At 61.8% G+C, this 13830-nt stretch carries 12 protein-coding genes and 1 pseudogene; 10 read left to right on the plus strand and 3 right to left on the minus strand.

Going from position 1 to position 13830, the window contains the following annotated elements; genetic code table 11:
• Nucleotides 1–291: 291 nt before the first annotated feature.
• The 9 genes and pseudogenes from nrfA to AB5Y86_RS00930 all read left to right on the plus strand — a co-directional run.
• Complete coding sequence (gene nrfA, locus AB5Y86_RS00890; RefSeq protein WP_368191775.1) at nucleotides 292–1737, plus strand: ammonia-forming nitrite reductase cytochrome c552 subunit; 1446 nt, start codon at nucleotides 292–294, stop codon at nucleotides 1735–1737.
• 53 nt (nucleotides 1738–1790) lie between these two features.
• Complete coding sequence (gene nrfB / locus AB5Y86_RS00895; protein WP_368191777.1) at nucleotides 1791–2390, plus strand: cytochrome c nitrite reductase pentaheme subunit; 600 nt, start codon at nucleotides 1791–1793, stop codon at nucleotides 2388–2390.
• Complete coding sequence (gene nrfC, locus AB5Y86_RS00900) at nucleotides 2387–3067, plus strand: cytochrome c nitrite reductase Fe-S protein (RefSeq protein ID WP_368191779.1); 681 nt, start codon at nucleotides 2387–2389, stop codon at nucleotides 3065–3067. The genes nrfB and nrfC overlap by 4 nt, the downstream gene beginning before the upstream one ends.
• An 87-nt stretch (nucleotides 3068–3154) precedes the next feature.
• On the plus strand, nucleotides 3155–4108 hold the full coding sequence (gene nrfD, locus AB5Y86_RS00905) for a cytochrome c nitrite reductase subunit NrfD (protein ID WP_368191781.1): 954 nt from the start codon (nucleotides 3155–3157) through the stop codon (nucleotides 4106–4108).
• Nucleotides 4109–4424: 316 nt separating this feature from the next.
• Entirely contained in the window at nucleotides 4425–6392 is a 1968-nt protein-coding gene (gene nrfE, locus AB5Y86_RS00910) for a heme lyase NrfEFG subunit NrfE (protein ID WP_368191783.1), read from the plus strand.
• Complete coding sequence (locus AB5Y86_RS00915; protein ID WP_368191785.1) at nucleotides 6389–6979, plus strand: DsbE family thiol:disulfide interchange protein; 591 nt, start codon at nucleotides 6389–6391, stop codon at nucleotides 6977–6979. The genes nrfE and AB5Y86_RS00915 overlap by 4 nt, the downstream gene beginning before the upstream one ends.
• On the plus strand, nucleotides 6976–8181 hold the full coding sequence (nrfF, locus tag AB5Y86_RS00920) for a heme lyase NrfEFG subunit NrfF (protein ID WP_368191787.1): 1206 nt from the start codon (nucleotides 6976–6978) through the stop codon (nucleotides 8179–8181). Before AB5Y86_RS00915 ends, nrfF begins: the two co-directional genes overlap by 4 nt.
• Before the next feature lie 91 nt (nucleotides 8182–8272).
• Entirely contained in the window at nucleotides 8273–8902 is a 630-nt protein-coding gene (locus AB5Y86_RS00925; protein WP_368191788.1) for a DUF2268 domain-containing putative Zn-dependent protease, read from the plus strand.
• A gap of 54 nt (nucleotides 8903–8956) precedes the next feature.
• Nucleotides 8957–9379: pseudogene (locus AB5Y86_RS00930) on the plus strand (NUDIX pyrophosphatase); the annotation flags it as partial.
• Nucleotides 9380–9439: 60 nt separating this feature from the next.
• Here the strand turns inward: AB5Y86_RS00930 and phnX are convergent.
• Genes phnX through phnW form a run of 3 tightly spaced genes read right to left on the minus strand, consistent with a single transcriptional unit; the run spans nucleotide 9440 to nucleotide 12850 of the window.
• On the minus strand, nucleotides 9440–10279 hold the full coding sequence (phnX, locus tag AB5Y86_RS00935) for a phosphonoacetaldehyde hydrolase (protein WP_368191790.1): 840 nt from the start codon (nucleotides 10277–10279) through the stop codon (nucleotides 9440–9442).
• Nucleotides 10272–11711, minus strand: a complete 1440-nt coding sequence (locus AB5Y86_RS00940) for an aspartate aminotransferase family protein (protein WP_368191792.1) — start codon at nucleotides 11709–11711, stop codon at nucleotides 10272–10274. The genes phnX and AB5Y86_RS00940 overlap by 8 nt, the downstream gene beginning before the upstream one ends.
• Nucleotides 11708–12850, minus strand: a complete 1143-nt coding sequence (phnW, locus tag AB5Y86_RS00945) for a 2-aminoethylphosphonate--pyruvate transaminase (RefSeq protein ID WP_368191794.1) — start codon at nucleotides 12848–12850, stop codon at nucleotides 11708–11710. Before phnW ends, AB5Y86_RS00940 begins: the two co-directional genes overlap by 4 nt.
• A gap of 265 nt (nucleotides 12851–13115) precedes the next feature.
• Between phnW and phnR the strand changes: the two genes are divergently transcribed.
• Nucleotides 13116–13823 carry a phosphonate utilization transcriptional regulator PhnR gene (gene phnR, locus AB5Y86_RS00950; RefSeq protein WP_005300236.1) on the plus strand — a complete coding sequence of 236 codons (708 nt, stop codon included), beginning with the start codon at nucleotides 13116–13118 and terminating at the stop codon, nucleotides 13821–13823.
• Nucleotides 13824–13830: the final 7 nt, after the last annotated feature.

Below are 13830 nucleotides of genomic sequence, written 5' to 3' on the forward strand. Positions count from 1 at the left end.
CACAGAGACTCATTACACTTCCAATATTCTGACTTTCTTAATAATTTAACCGGGATCTCATTTCTGTCTGTTGGTGCTCTCGGTAATTGATCTAGCGCAAGCCCCCCTCTGATAAATCATCATTCTTTTTACCCATTTGGTAATATCCAACTCGAGCAATCGCATAAAAACATGGGTTTTATTCACTAATAACAATGAAGCGGCCTGCCTGCTCCTGCTTGGCGGGGGCGAACCAATGCCCACATCCAGGATGGAACTGTCAGGTCTGGCAATGAGATCGATTAGGGAGTGATGATCGTGAGTTCACGCAACAGACAGATCAAGCTGGGCCTCGCCGCCCTGCTGCTGACTACCAGCCTTGGCACCAGCGGCTGGGCACAGGCAGCCGATGACACGCAACCCAAAGGCAAGATCGAGGCGCGCAGCGAGCTGTTCGCCAAGGATCACGCCGATCAGTTCACCAGCTGGCAAGCCACCAGCGAAAGCAAGGAACGCACCGATGCGCTGGCGGAAGATCCCAACATGGTGGTGCTGTGGGGCGGTTACCCCTTCGCCAAGGATTACAACAAGCCGCGCGGTCACTTCTATGCCCTGACCGATGTGCGCGAAACCCTGCGCACCGGCGCCCCGAAAACAGCCGAAGATGGCCCCCTGCCCATGGCCTGCTGGAGCTGCAAAGGCCCGGATGTGGCCCGCGTCATCGACGAGCAGGGTGAGGATGGCTACTTCAAAGGGATGTGGGCCAAGGGCGGGCCGGAAGTAGTCAACACCATCGGCTGCGCCGACTGCCACGACACCGCCTCGAAGGAGTTCAAGGAGGGTAAACCGGCCCTGCACCTCTCCCGTCCCTATGCCGATCGGGCCATGACAGCCATCGGCAAGCCGTTCAAGGAGCAGGGGCGCTTTGAACAGCAGTCCCAGGTGTGCGGCCAGTGCCACGTGGAGTACTACTTCAGCGGCCCCACCAAGGCGGTCAAATTTCCCTGGGACAAGGGCACCACGGTGGAGCAGATGGAGGCCTATTACGATGAAATCGGCTTTGCCGACTGGACTCATGCCCTCTCCAAAACCCCCATGCTGAAAGCCCAGCACCCCGAGTACGAAACCTGGCGCGCCGGCATTCACGGCCAGAACAACGTCGCCTGTGTCGATTGCCACATGCCCAAGGTGCAGAACGAGCAGGGCAAGGTCTACACGGATCACAAAGTGGGGAACCCCTTCGATCGTTTCGAGCAGACCTGCCGCAACTGTCATACCCAGAGCAAGGAGATGCTGCAGGGGATCGTCAAGCAGCGCAAAGAGGCGGTAATCGAAACCAAGCTGAAGGTCGAGAAGCAGCTGGTACACGCCCACTTTGAAGCCAAGGCGGCCTGGGATGCCGGCGCCACCGAGGCTGAGATGAAGGATATTCTGCAGGACATCCGTCACGCCCAGTGGCGCTGGGACTATGCCATCGCCTCCCACGGGGTGCAGATGCACGCCCCCGAAGTGGCCCTCAAGGTACTTGGCAGCGCGCTGGATAAAGCCGCTGACGCCCGCACCAAGCTGGCACGCCTGTTGGCCAGCAAGGGGATCAGCCACGAAATCGCCATCCCCGACATCTCCACCAAGGAGAAAGCGCAAGCCGCCCTTGGCATGGACATGAAGCAGTTCAACAGCGACAAGGCCCAGTTCCTCAAGACCACGGTCCCCGCCTGGGATGCCGAGGCTAAAGCGGCCGGACGGCTGGCACAGTAACGGCGCCTGCGGGTCCGGCGCCAAGTCGGGCCCGCAGCGGATGGAGGTTTCCTATGGGTGATTTAACGATGGATTTCTTACGACTGATGCTGATGGCAGCCATGCTGCTCACCAGCCTGCAGGGTCAGGCGGCCGAGCCGGCAGCAACCCCTGTTCCAGCTACACATGAGGTGGAATTTTTACGCAATCCCGACAAGGCCTGTACCGACTGTCACAAAGAGCAGAGCGAGGGGATGCACGGCAAGCATGGTCAGGCGACCAATCCCAACAACCTCAAACCGGTGACCTGCACCAACTGCCACGGCCAGCCCTCCCCCCAACACAGGGAAGGGGTCAAGGATGTGATGCGCTTTAGCCACAGCCTGAAGGATAAAGAGAGCATCAAGCTTTATCCCATCAACGAGCAGAATGGAGTCTGCATGAGCTGCCACGAGCCCAAACCACTGCGCGAGGCGCTCTGGGCCCACGACGTGCACGCCATCAAGCTCACCTGCACCAGCTGCCACCAGTTGCATCCGGTCAAGGAGCCCATGGTGGGGATCCCGGAAAAATCCCGCATCAAGCTCTGCGTCGACTGCCACAGCAAGCAGCATGAGGCCAGCAAGGCCCGGCAGGAGCAGTCCAAACCGGCTACCTGCAAGGAGGCATCATGAGCTGCTCTCGCCGTGACTTTATGGCGGGCATGGGCGCAGGGGCCCTTATCATGATGGCGGGGCCGACTCGCTCCCTTGCCACCCCCCTCGCCCACAGCCAGACCATCGACGGGATCCGCTATGGCATGATCCACGATGAGACGGCCTGCATCGGCTGCACCGCCTGCATGGACGCCTGCCGGGAGGTGAATCAGGTGCCACAAGGGGTCTCGCGCCTCGAGATCATCCGTTCAGGCCCCATCGGTGAATTTCCCGACGCCGAGTACCGCTTCTTTCGCAAGTCCTGCCAGCACTGCGACAACGCCCCCTGCGTGCATGTCTGCCCCACCGGCGCCTCCCATATCCGCAAGGAGGATGGCATCGTCGACGTCGACGCGGATCTCTGCGTCGGCTGCATGTATTGCCTCGCCGCCTGCCCCTATCAGGTGCGCTTTATCAACCCTGTGACCCGAGTGGCAGACAAGTGCGACTTTTGCCGCAAGACCAACCTGGCGGCGGGCAAGGAGCCAGCCTGCGTGGAGTCCTGCCCCACCAAGGCGCTGGTGTTCGGTAATCTGGATGATCCGGACAGCCCCATCGCCAAACGGCTGGTGAAAGAGACCACCTATCGCTACAAGCAGGCACTCGGCACCTCGCCCAAGATGTACCGCGTGCCCAAAGGGGAGATAACGTCATGATCATACAAGCGGCATTTCACTTCCCCTCGCTGGTGTGGGGATTTGCCCCATCGCCATCTACTGCTGTGACAGAGGGAGGAATGGATCATGTTGCATGACGCATTCCACTTCCCTTCCCTTGTCTGGGACTGGCCCATCGCTATCTATCTCTTTCTGCTCGGCATCTCCGCTGGAGCCACCACCCTCTCGGTGCTGCTGCGCCGCAAGGGGGCAGGCAGCGAGAGCGGCATCATCAAAGCGACCGCCATGCTGGCGCCAGCGAGCGTGATATTGGGGCTGCTGATCCTTATCTTCCATCTGGCCCGCCCCTGGACCTTCTGGAAGCTGATGTTCCACTACCAGTTCGACTCCGTGATGTCGATGGGGGTCATGCTGTTTCAGCTCTATATGGCGGTGTTGTTCGCCTGGCTGGCGGTGGTGTTTCGCACCGAGATCGAGACAATGCGCAGCCGGTTGCTGAAAGAGAAGTTCGCTTTTGTGGATGGGCTGATTGGCTGGCTCGCCCGCATCGAACGGCTGCTGGCGCCGCTCTTGCTGCTGCTTGCCGTGCTGCTGGGGGCCTACACCGGCTTTCTGTTGTCGGCACTCAAGACCTATCCGCTCTTGAACAACCCGGTGCTGCCGGTGTTGTTTCTGGTCTCGGGCATCAGCTCAGGTATCGCCTCCACCATCTTGCTGGCGGTGACGCTCTTCAAGGAGAACCATCACAGCCAGGGGGTGAGCTTTGTCCACCGCTTAGAGCGGCCGGTGCTGGCGGTGGAGGTGTTGCTGCTGGTCTGCTTCTTTACCGGTCTCTACTTCGGTGGCGGCCAGAAAGCGGTGGCGATGTGGGCGGCCATCGGCAGCGGCTTCTGGGCTCAGGTGTTCTGGATAGGGGTGGTGGGGATCGGCATGCTGCTGCCCCAACTGCTGGCCCTGCTGACCCCGGCGCCCCTGCGGGAGCGAAACGGTCATCTGGTGCTGGTCTGCAGCCTGACCCTGGTGGGGATCCTGCTGCTGCGCTACTTCGTGCTCTACGCCGGCCAGATGACGGTAGTTTAAAAACCGGTTCACGCTCCTGTTGCAAGGCCGTGATCAAGGCTCATGTGCTGCTCGGAATCCTCATGTATTCACATACACTCCGGTTCCTGCGCTGCTCTTTACCTTGCTGACGACCTCTCACGACGGATCGTGAACCGGTTATTGAAACTGGGGATAAGCGCCAGCCACCCCTGGGTGACTGGCGCTGGTTTGTTGCTGGCCCAATGAATTTCTGGTGATGCCACACCCGTTGCTTGGCAATATTCCCCGCTAAAGGGAGACGACACGACGTGTGTGCCATGACATGAATGAGATCAAAGATTGAACCGGAGGTTATGTGCTGGCGGAGCTTGGCTATCTCTCACTGCTACTGGCGGCGGCATTCTCCTTGCTGCAGGGCACCCTGCCCTGGCTGGGATTGCGGCTCGCCTCCCCAACTCTGCTGCGCTGCGCCACGCCGCTGGCGCTGATCAATGTCATCCTGCTGGGGGCTGCCCTGCTGCTGCTCGCCAGCTGCTTTGGCCAAGATGATTTCACCGTCAGCTATGTGGCCCACCACGCCAACAGCGCCCTGCCTCTTGGCTTCAAACTGGCGGCGGTGTGGGGCGGCCATGAGGGCTCCATGCTCTTTTTCGTGTTTGCGCTGGGGCTGTGGGGCGCCCTGGTGGCCCTTTGCTCCAGGCGGGTCGATCCGCTGATCACAGCCCGGGTATTGGCCATCATGGGGCTGATCGTCGGGCTCTTTGCCCTCTATACCCTGCTCTTCTCCAGCCCGTTTGACCGCCAGTTTCCGGGGCCGCAGGAGGGGCGCGATCTCAACCCCATGCTGCAGGATATCGGCCTTATCATCCACCCGCCCCTGCTCTATCTCGGTTACGTCGGCTTTGCAGTCAACTTCGCTTTCGCCATGGCGGCGCTCCATTCGGGCAGACTGGATGGCGCCGTGGCCCACTGGAGCCGCCCCTGGGCGCTCGGCTCCTGGGTGTTTCTCACCGCCGGCATAGTGCTGGGCTCTTGGTGGGCCTATTACGAACTGGGCTGGGGCGGCTGGTGGTTCTGGGATCCGGTAGAAAACGCCTCCCTCTTGCCCTGGCTGCTCGGCACCGCCCTGCTGCACGCCCTGATTGTCTGCGAGAAGCGCGGCGCCTACGGCCACGCCGTGCTGTTGCTCTCCATCTTCACCTTCGCCTTGAGCCTGCTCGGCACCTTCGTGGTGCGCTCCGGGGTGCTCACCTCGGTGCACGCCTTTGCAGTCGACCCCAGCCGAGGCCTCACCCTCTTGTTACTGCTCGGCTTGCTATTGACCTGCGCCCTCACCCTGTTTGCCCTGCGGGCGGACATTCGCGCCCCCTATGCCCGCTTTGGCTTGCTGTCAAAAGAGGGGCTGCTCGGCGCCGCCATCCTGCTGCTCTGCGTGGCCTGCGCCAGCGTGCTACTCGGCACCTTCTACCCCATGGTGTTCCAGTCGCTCCATCTGGGCTCGCTGTCGGTGGGCGCCCCCTATTTCAATACCATCTTCGTGCCGCTGGCCCTCTGCCTGATGGGGCTGATGACCCAGCTGCCGCGCCTGCGCTGGCAGCAGCTTGCGCCACATTCCCGACTCAACGCGCTGTTGCCACCGCTGTTTGGCCTGCTTGGCGGCGGGCTCATTAGCCTTGCCTATCTGGAACAGGGATCGTTTTCCGTTAGCTGGAGCAGCATCCTCGCCAATATGGTGAGCCTCTGGCTGATGGCCAGCCTGCTGCTCCCGCTCTTGCAACTGACGTCGCTGCGTGAACTCACCCTCAATCGGTTCGGCAGCTTGCTGGCCCACCTTGGGGTGGCGGTGTGTGCCCTTGGCATCGCGCAAGTGAGTCACCACAGTCAGGAGGGGGGCACTGTGCTAAGTGCCAACCAGTCCTACCAGCTCGGTGCGTTCGAATTTCGCTATGAGGGACGCGAGCCGATCATCGGCCCCAACTATACCGCCGAGCGCATCACGCTTAGCGTGCACAAGAACGATAAAGAGGTGGCACAGCTGACGCCTGAGCGGCGTCACTACAGCGTACGCACCATGAACATGAACGAACCGGGTATCTCGTGGGGATTGTTCGGGGATCTCTACGTGGTGTTGGGTGAGAAGATGGGGCCAGATGCCTATGCCATGCGGCTGCACTACAAGCCGCTGGTGCGCTGGATCTGGCTCGGCGGCCTGTTGATGATGGCGGGCGGCACCCTGCGCCTGCTCGCCCGCCGCCCCTTGCTAGCCTCCCGCCCCGTTGCGGTTAGCGCCTCCCGTCCCCGGCTCGAACAGGAGGCGTTATGAGATCCCGCCTGCGCCTCTTTGTTCCACTGCTGCTGACCCTGGGCCTCGGCGCCCTGCTTTGGCTCGGCCTTGGCAACAATCCCTACAGCCAAGATGAAGCGACGCTCGGGCGTACCCTGCCTGCGTGGCAGAGCGACAATCTGCTGGACGGGAGTCCGATCCAGACCGCTAGCCTCAAGGGCGAACCCTTTGTGCTTAACGTCTGGGCCAGCTGGTGCGTCAACTGCCGCGCCGAGCATCCGTTGCTCAGCGAGCTCGCGGGCACAGTGCCCCTCTACGGTCTCAACTACCGGGACAAGGGGGATGCCGCCCGCGCCTGGCTTATCCAGGCGGGCAACCCCTATCGCGCTGTGCTGGCCGACCCCGACGGCAAACTGGCCCTTGAGCTCGGCGTCTACGGCACGCCGGAAACCTATCTGTTTGATGCCGATGGTGCCCTGCTGACCCGTCATACCGGCCTGCTCACCCAGGAGATCTGGCAACGTCAGTTTGCCCCCCTGCTCGACCAGGCGCGAGCGGATGCGCAAATGAAGGCCGCCACTACTGCACCAACTATTGCAATATCAGCTCGGGAGACACAGCCATGATGCGCCGTTCTCTTGCCTGCGCCCTGCTGGCCCTCGGCATGCTGCTGAGTGCAACTGCATATTCCAGCGGGGTCGATACCTATCAATTTCGCCATCCCGAGCTGCAAAATCGGGCGCAAGAGCTGGCCCGCGCCCTGCGCTGCCCCCAGTGCCAGAACCAGAATCTGGTGGAGTCCAACTCCCCCATCGCCCGGGATCTGCGGCTAGAGGTCTACCGCTGGGTGGACGAGGGGCAGTCAGATGAGCAGGTGATCGCCCGCATGACGGAGCGCTTCGGCGATTTCGTCCGCTACGATCCCCCCTTAAAGGCCAGCACGGCGCTGCTGTGGGGCGGCCCCCTGCTGCTGTTGGGGCTGGCACTGTTGACCCTGTTTCGCCGCCTGACACGCACAAAGGCGCAACCCATCCCTGCCGTTAAGGCCATCGATGAGGCCACCCCTCAACCCGCCGCCGATCCGCGCAGCGAATTGAATTTGCTGATCATGCACGGGGAGCAGGCAGGCCTCTCCCCCGACCAACCACTCTACAGGGAGCTGAGCGCCGCCCGCCTGGCCAACGCCATCCCGGCGGCTGAGCTGGCCCTGCGCGCGCAACTGGCCAGCCAGCGTGACAATCGCGGCCGCAATAACCAGCACGGGCGGGCCTTGTTGCTGCTTGGCCTCCTGGCCATCGCTGCCGTTGCCGCTGTGTATCTCAGCAGCGGCCGCTATCAGGCATGGCAGGATTATGCATCCCGTCCCGATCCGCTGGCGGGATTGAGCCCGCGGGATCTGCAAGACAAGGAGCTGGGGAGTCTGCATCAGAAACTTCAGCGCAACCCTGCCGATCTCGACAGCTGGGCGGCGCTCGGCCAGCTCTATCTCTATCGGGGCGAATATGACAACGCCCTGCTCGCCTACCAACGTCTCGCTCTGCTGGAGGGGGGCGCCAGCGCGGCGACTCAAGCCGCCCAAGCCACCGTGCTCTACTATCAGGCGGGCCAGCAGCTGACTCCCGAGGCAACCCGCCTGCTGGAGAGTGCCCTCAAGCAGGACGCGGGGGAAGTGAGCGCCCTGATGCTGCTCGCCTCCGATCACTTCCTGCATAGTCGCTACAGTCAGGCCATTGCCCTGTGGCAGCAACTGCTCGATGGCGAGCGCCCTCGCATCAACCGGGCCGCGCTGATTGAGGCGATCCAGACGGCAAGCATAATGGGCGGGTAACCCCTTGATTGAAGGAGGGTAATCGTGGTGATATGGCGCCGCGACCACGCAAGTGGCTCAGCACTCTCTTTCAATAGACAAGGATGTCTGGATGCAACTCACCCTGTTAAACGACTCGGGTAAATTCGATGGACTCGATGACACCATTAGGCACGTTTTTGCCGAGACGGCGCACAAATTGAATGCCTTGTTCGATCTCTCCCAACTGGATGTCACCTTCAGCCCTTTTGCCGAGGGGGATGCTCCCGACTCGGGTATCGGTGGCTGGGCCATCAACATGTATCGGATAGAACTCCAGCTTGATCTGGAACGGCCCGACATCAAAGAGGTGATCATCACCGAATTGCCTGCCGTGCTGGCCCACGAAGTCCACCATATCGTGCAAAAGAAGAACAAGGTGGGAGCAGAAACACTGGCCGAAAACCTGATTTTTGAAGGGCTGGCCTGCTACTTTGAGCAGAGGTTCAATGGTGGCACACTCCCCTCGCTGTTCAAGGAGTCTCATCACCATGGCTGGCAATCGCTCCTGGCAGAGATGACGCCCCATCTATCCAGCAAGCAGTTCAACTCTTTAGACTTTTTCTACTGCCGTGATAACCGGCCATTTCCCAAATATGCCGGTTACTGGGTGGGGTTCAATCTGGTGGCCAACTATCTGGCCAAAAATGGCCTGAATGAAATAGAGGTCATGGGCCTACCCGCCGAGGCGTATTTCAATTAACACGCCGTCACACTGTTCATGGCTATCACAGAGCCCAAATCCGGAGAGAAGATCATGATCCCCATTCGCTGCAAGGCCGTCTCCGGCGTTGCCCTTACCACTGTCGATGGCGAAACCAAATTTCTGGTGATGAAACGGGTCAAGGGGGGCTTCTGGTGTCATGTGGCAGGCACGGTGGAGGCGGGTGAAACCGGCTGGCAGACCATTATTCGGGAGTTTGGCGAAGAGACGGGGATCAGGGTCACCGAACTCTACAACGGCCAGTATCTGGAGCAGTTTTACGAGGCGAGCCTGAATACGATAGAGGTAGTGCCGGTCTTTGTGGTTTATTGCCCGCCCAATCAGGCGGTGACCCTCAACGACGAGCACACAGACTATCGCTGGTGTTCCCTGGCCGAAGCAAAAACGCTGGTGAGTTTCCCGGGCCAGAAGGCGCTCTACGACCATATCTGGCAACACTTTGTCGACAACGCCCCCGGATGGGGGCGTGTTATATCTAAAGCCAGCCAAGCGCTTTTGTTAGACCCCACCGATGGCCTACGGCCGCTCGCCAGCGGCCAGACGACGGTTGATATCGGCGATAACCGGGGCGATGTCGGCAAGGGTATCAATCACATAGTGCGCCCCCGCCGCCCGCAGTTTGGCCTCGGCCGGTGCGCGCCGGGCGGCGATCTCCGCCTCGCTCATGGCGGCAAACTCTTCCCAGGTGGCACCAAATTCGTTGCCGGAAACCGACAATCCCACCGTCCACATGCCCGCGTTCAGCCCTTCACTGATGCCGGGTACGGCGTCATCCACCTTGATGCAGCGATGCACCGCGCTCACTCCCAGCTCAATTACGTTGGCCAGCGCCATCCAGGGGCCGGGGCGACCACCTGCCTTGAGATCGTCAGTGGCGACCCAGTGATCCGGCCGATAGCAGTGATCGGCCGCAGCAGGCACCAGCGCCTCCATCACTGGACGGGGATAACCGGAGCAGGAGCCGATACGCAGCCCCTGACCCCGCAGAGCGTCCAGCAGCGGCAGCACACCGGGGATGGGGGCGGCAAAGCGGGTCACGGCGGCAATCTGCAGCGGCATAAAGGTGTGATAAATGTGGTCCACCTCGGCGTGGCTCATGGGGTGGCCGAAGCGATCCTGCCAGCGCGCATCCACCGAAGGCAGACGGCCCAACGCAGAGATATGATCCCACTTGCCAAGGCCCATGGGCTGGCGTGCTTCGTCCAGGGTCACAGCAAAGTCATAGGCGCGGGCGAAGGCCTCGACGAAGATGGAGGTGGGGGCGAAGGAGCCGAAATCAACGACGGTGCCGGCCCAGTCGAGGATCAGCGCCTCTACGTCGGTGGTCGGGTCTACAGCAATCTGCAAGTCAGTCATGGTGGTGTTCCTGTTTCGGTGAAAGTGCGATCTCGCCCAATGCGCGATCGAGAATGGTGATGGCGCGCACCAGATCGGCGCGGGCGATATTGAGTGGGGGCGAGAGCTGGATGACGTTCCCTTGGGAGACCTTGAAGCTGAGCCCCAGCTCCAGACAGCGGTAGAGCAGCCGCTCGGCGGCCTGGCTGTTGCGGGTGCGACTCTGATGATCGACCACCAGATCGAGCGCCCAAAGCATACCGATACCGCGCACCTGCCCGATCAGCGGGTGACGTTCGGCCAACTTGCCGAGCTCGGCCGCCATAAAACGGCCATCCTCCTGCGCTTTTGCCAGCAACCCCTCTTCGCGGATGGTACTGATGGTAGCGAGCGCCGCCGCGCAGCCGATAGGGCTCTTCTCGTGGGTGTAGTGACCGAGTGAAATAGCTGCGGCCTGATTGAACCGGTCGCGGGAAATGAGAGCCGCAAACGGTACCACCCCGCCCCCCAGCCCCTTACCCAGACAGATGATGTCGGGTTCGATGCCGAACTCTTCAAAGCTGAACCAGTGGCCGGTGCGGCCCAGGGCATTGGGGATCTCGTCGACAATCAGCAGCACCTTGTGGCGATCGCAGATCTCCCTTACCCGCTGCCAGTAGGCCTTCGAGGGCACCTGCACATCGGTGTTGCGGATGGGCTCGGCGATAAAGGCGCCTATTCCTCCCTCCTTCTCGATGACGTACTCCAGATAATCGGCGTAGTGCAGGTCATCCCCCTCCCCGCGATACCAGACGCCGCGATAACGGGTGGGCGGTGGGATGCGCTCCACGCCGGCCATCAGCGGGCCCATACCAGCGCGAAAACAGGCCTCGCCGCCAACCGAGATGGCATCGAGGGAGGCGCCGTGAAAGGCATCCCACAGGGACACCACTTTGCTGTTGCCGGTGATGAAACGGGCGAGCTTCAGGGCAATCCCCACCACCTCGCTGCCGCCGGGGGCGAACAGCACCCGGTTGAGATCGCCGGGAGCCAGCTCGGCCAGGGTGCGGGCGCAGTCGATGGCAACCTGATGGGTGTAGCGGCGGGGTGCAAACGGCAGATCGGCGAGTTGCTGCTGCACCGCGGCCACCACCCTGGGGTGACCGTGGCCCAGCTGATGGACGCTGTTGCCGTGAAAATCGAGGTAACGCTTGCCCGATACGCTGGTCAACCAGCTCCCCTGTGCCCCCTCGATCAAATCCAGACAGGGGGTGGAGAGTGCCTGATGGAGGAAGTAGCGGCTATCCTCCGCCAATCCCGCCTGCACCGCCTCGCTCTGGTCAGCCCACCAACGCGCCCGCCCCTCGCCGAGGTTGATATCCCCTTCGCTGTCGGCGCGGCCGCTGCCGTGCAGCTTATGGTCATGCAAATCGCGGCCACGCAGATCACGACCCTGAGCCAGCATGCTGGTCATCGCGCGTCCCCTTGCCAGTAGCAGACGCTGGCCATGGCGGCGAGCAAGCTGCGCACCCGCTCCGGGGTCACGTCGCCGATATTGCCGATACGGAAGCAATCGGCCTGGGAGACCTTGCCTGGATAGATAACAAAGCCCTGCGCCTTGAGCCGCTGGTAGAAGTCGGCGAAGCGGTAGTCAGGGTGGGCCGGAGAGTAGAAGGCGGTGATGATGGGAGATTGCCACTGTTCTGGCAGCAGCGGCGCAAAGCCGAGCGCCGCCATCCCCGCCACCAGCGTGCGCTGATTCTCGCTGTAGCGCTGATGACGGGCTTCAATGCCCCCCTCCTCGTCCAGCTCGCGCAGCGCCTGGGCAAAGGCAAGCACGGTATGGGTGGGCGAGGTAAAGCGCCACTTGCCCCCCTGCTGCTCCATGGTCTGCCACTGGGCATGCAGGTCGAGGGAGACCGAGCGGGCGCGACCGGCGCAGGCCGTGAGCGCCACGCGGCGAGCGATGACAAAACCAAAACCCGGCACCCCCTGAATGCACTTGTTGGCAGAGCTGATGAGAAACTCGATGCCAAGGCGCCCCATGTCGATGGGGATACCGCCAAAGCTGCTCATGGCATCGACGATAAGGCGAATGCCGCGGCGCTGGCAGAGCTCAGCCACCTCCTCAAGGGGGTTGAGCATGCCGGTGGTGGTCTCGCAGTGCACCATGGCCAGATGGGTGATCTCGGGGTGGCGCGCCAGCATCGCCTCGATGGCGGCGGGCTCCGGGCGGGTGGTCTCGCCGCAGTCCAGCTCGTGGTGGCGCAGGCCAAGGCAGCGGGCCATCTCCCCCATGCGGGCACCGTAGGCGCCGTTGTTGATGATCAGCAGACACTCATCGACGCCTATCGCCGAGCCCAGCACGCTCTCCACCACATAGCTGCCACTCCCCTGCAGCAGCACGGCGCTGTAGTCACTTTGATATTCCGGGCCAGTGGCCAGCCGCACCAGCTCGCGGCGGATGGGCTCCACCACGCCCTGGTTGTAGTCCGCATCCCAGGTGCAGCTGTCTTGCAGCATGGCGGCACGCACAGTCGCGGTGGTCGAGAGGGGGCCCGGGGTCAGCAGCAGGTAATCGACGGCGGCGGGGGCCGCAGGAATATGGGTCATGACTTCGCTCCTTTTGGTATATACCAGAATAGGCGCATTGTGGGTAACTGCCCCGCCAAGGTCAAAGGGGTGGGGCTACGTGCAACAAAAAATTCATTTTCAGCGCCGGGATCGCGATAATCTAGGAGGCCTGAACAGCAGGGGCGATGCTGGTATCTACCAACGCATGTTGATGTTGCCGTGTAACGACCGGGCAGATGACCTGCCCTATGCCCAGCCCATTGCCCAACTCATTGCACAACTTATTGCAAAACCAGGGATTTTCATGAGCAAACCGCAATATCTGCAGATCAAGGATGCCCTCGCCAACCAGATCCTGGCGGGGGGTCTGGCCCCCAACGACAAGCTTCCCTCCGAGCGGCTGCTGGGGGAACTCTATGGCACCACCCGGGTTACCATCCGCGAGGCACTGGTGCAGCTGGAGGCGAACGGCCTTATCTATCGAGAGGATCGCCGCGGCTGGTTCGTCACCCCGCCGCGCTTTCGCTTGAACCCCAGACGCACCTCCAACTTTCACCAGATAGTGCGGGAACAAGGGGGTGAGCCGCGCACCGAACTGCTGGAGAAAAGCCGTCAGGCGGTACCGCCCGCGTTGATGGCGCAACTGCAGCTCAAGCCGTTTGACAGCCTCTTTTTGCTCAAGCGACTGCGCTACGCCAACGGGCGCGCCATCTGCTACTGCGAGAACCACTGCCTGCCAGAGCGGGTGCCCGGCCTGCTGGAGCTGGATCTCAACGGCAGTCTGACCGAGATCTACCAAGCCCATTACGATCTTCATTATGCCCGCATGCAGGTGCGTTTCTTCCCCACCGCCCTGCCGGACGAGGTAGCCAAGGCGCTGGGGGCCACCGCCGGCCTACCCGCCCTGCGCCTCGAGCGGCTCAACTTCGATCAGCACGGCCGGGTGCTCGACTTCGATCTGGAGTACTGGCGCCACGACAGTCTGGAGATCGAGGTGGATACCCAGGATTAGTCACGGA

It is taken from the genome of Aeromonas sp. s8 (assembly GCF_040907785.1).
Taxonomy (GTDB): domain Bacteria; phylum Pseudomonadota; class Gammaproteobacteria; order Enterobacterales; family Aeromonadaceae; genus Aeromonas; species Aeromonas veronii.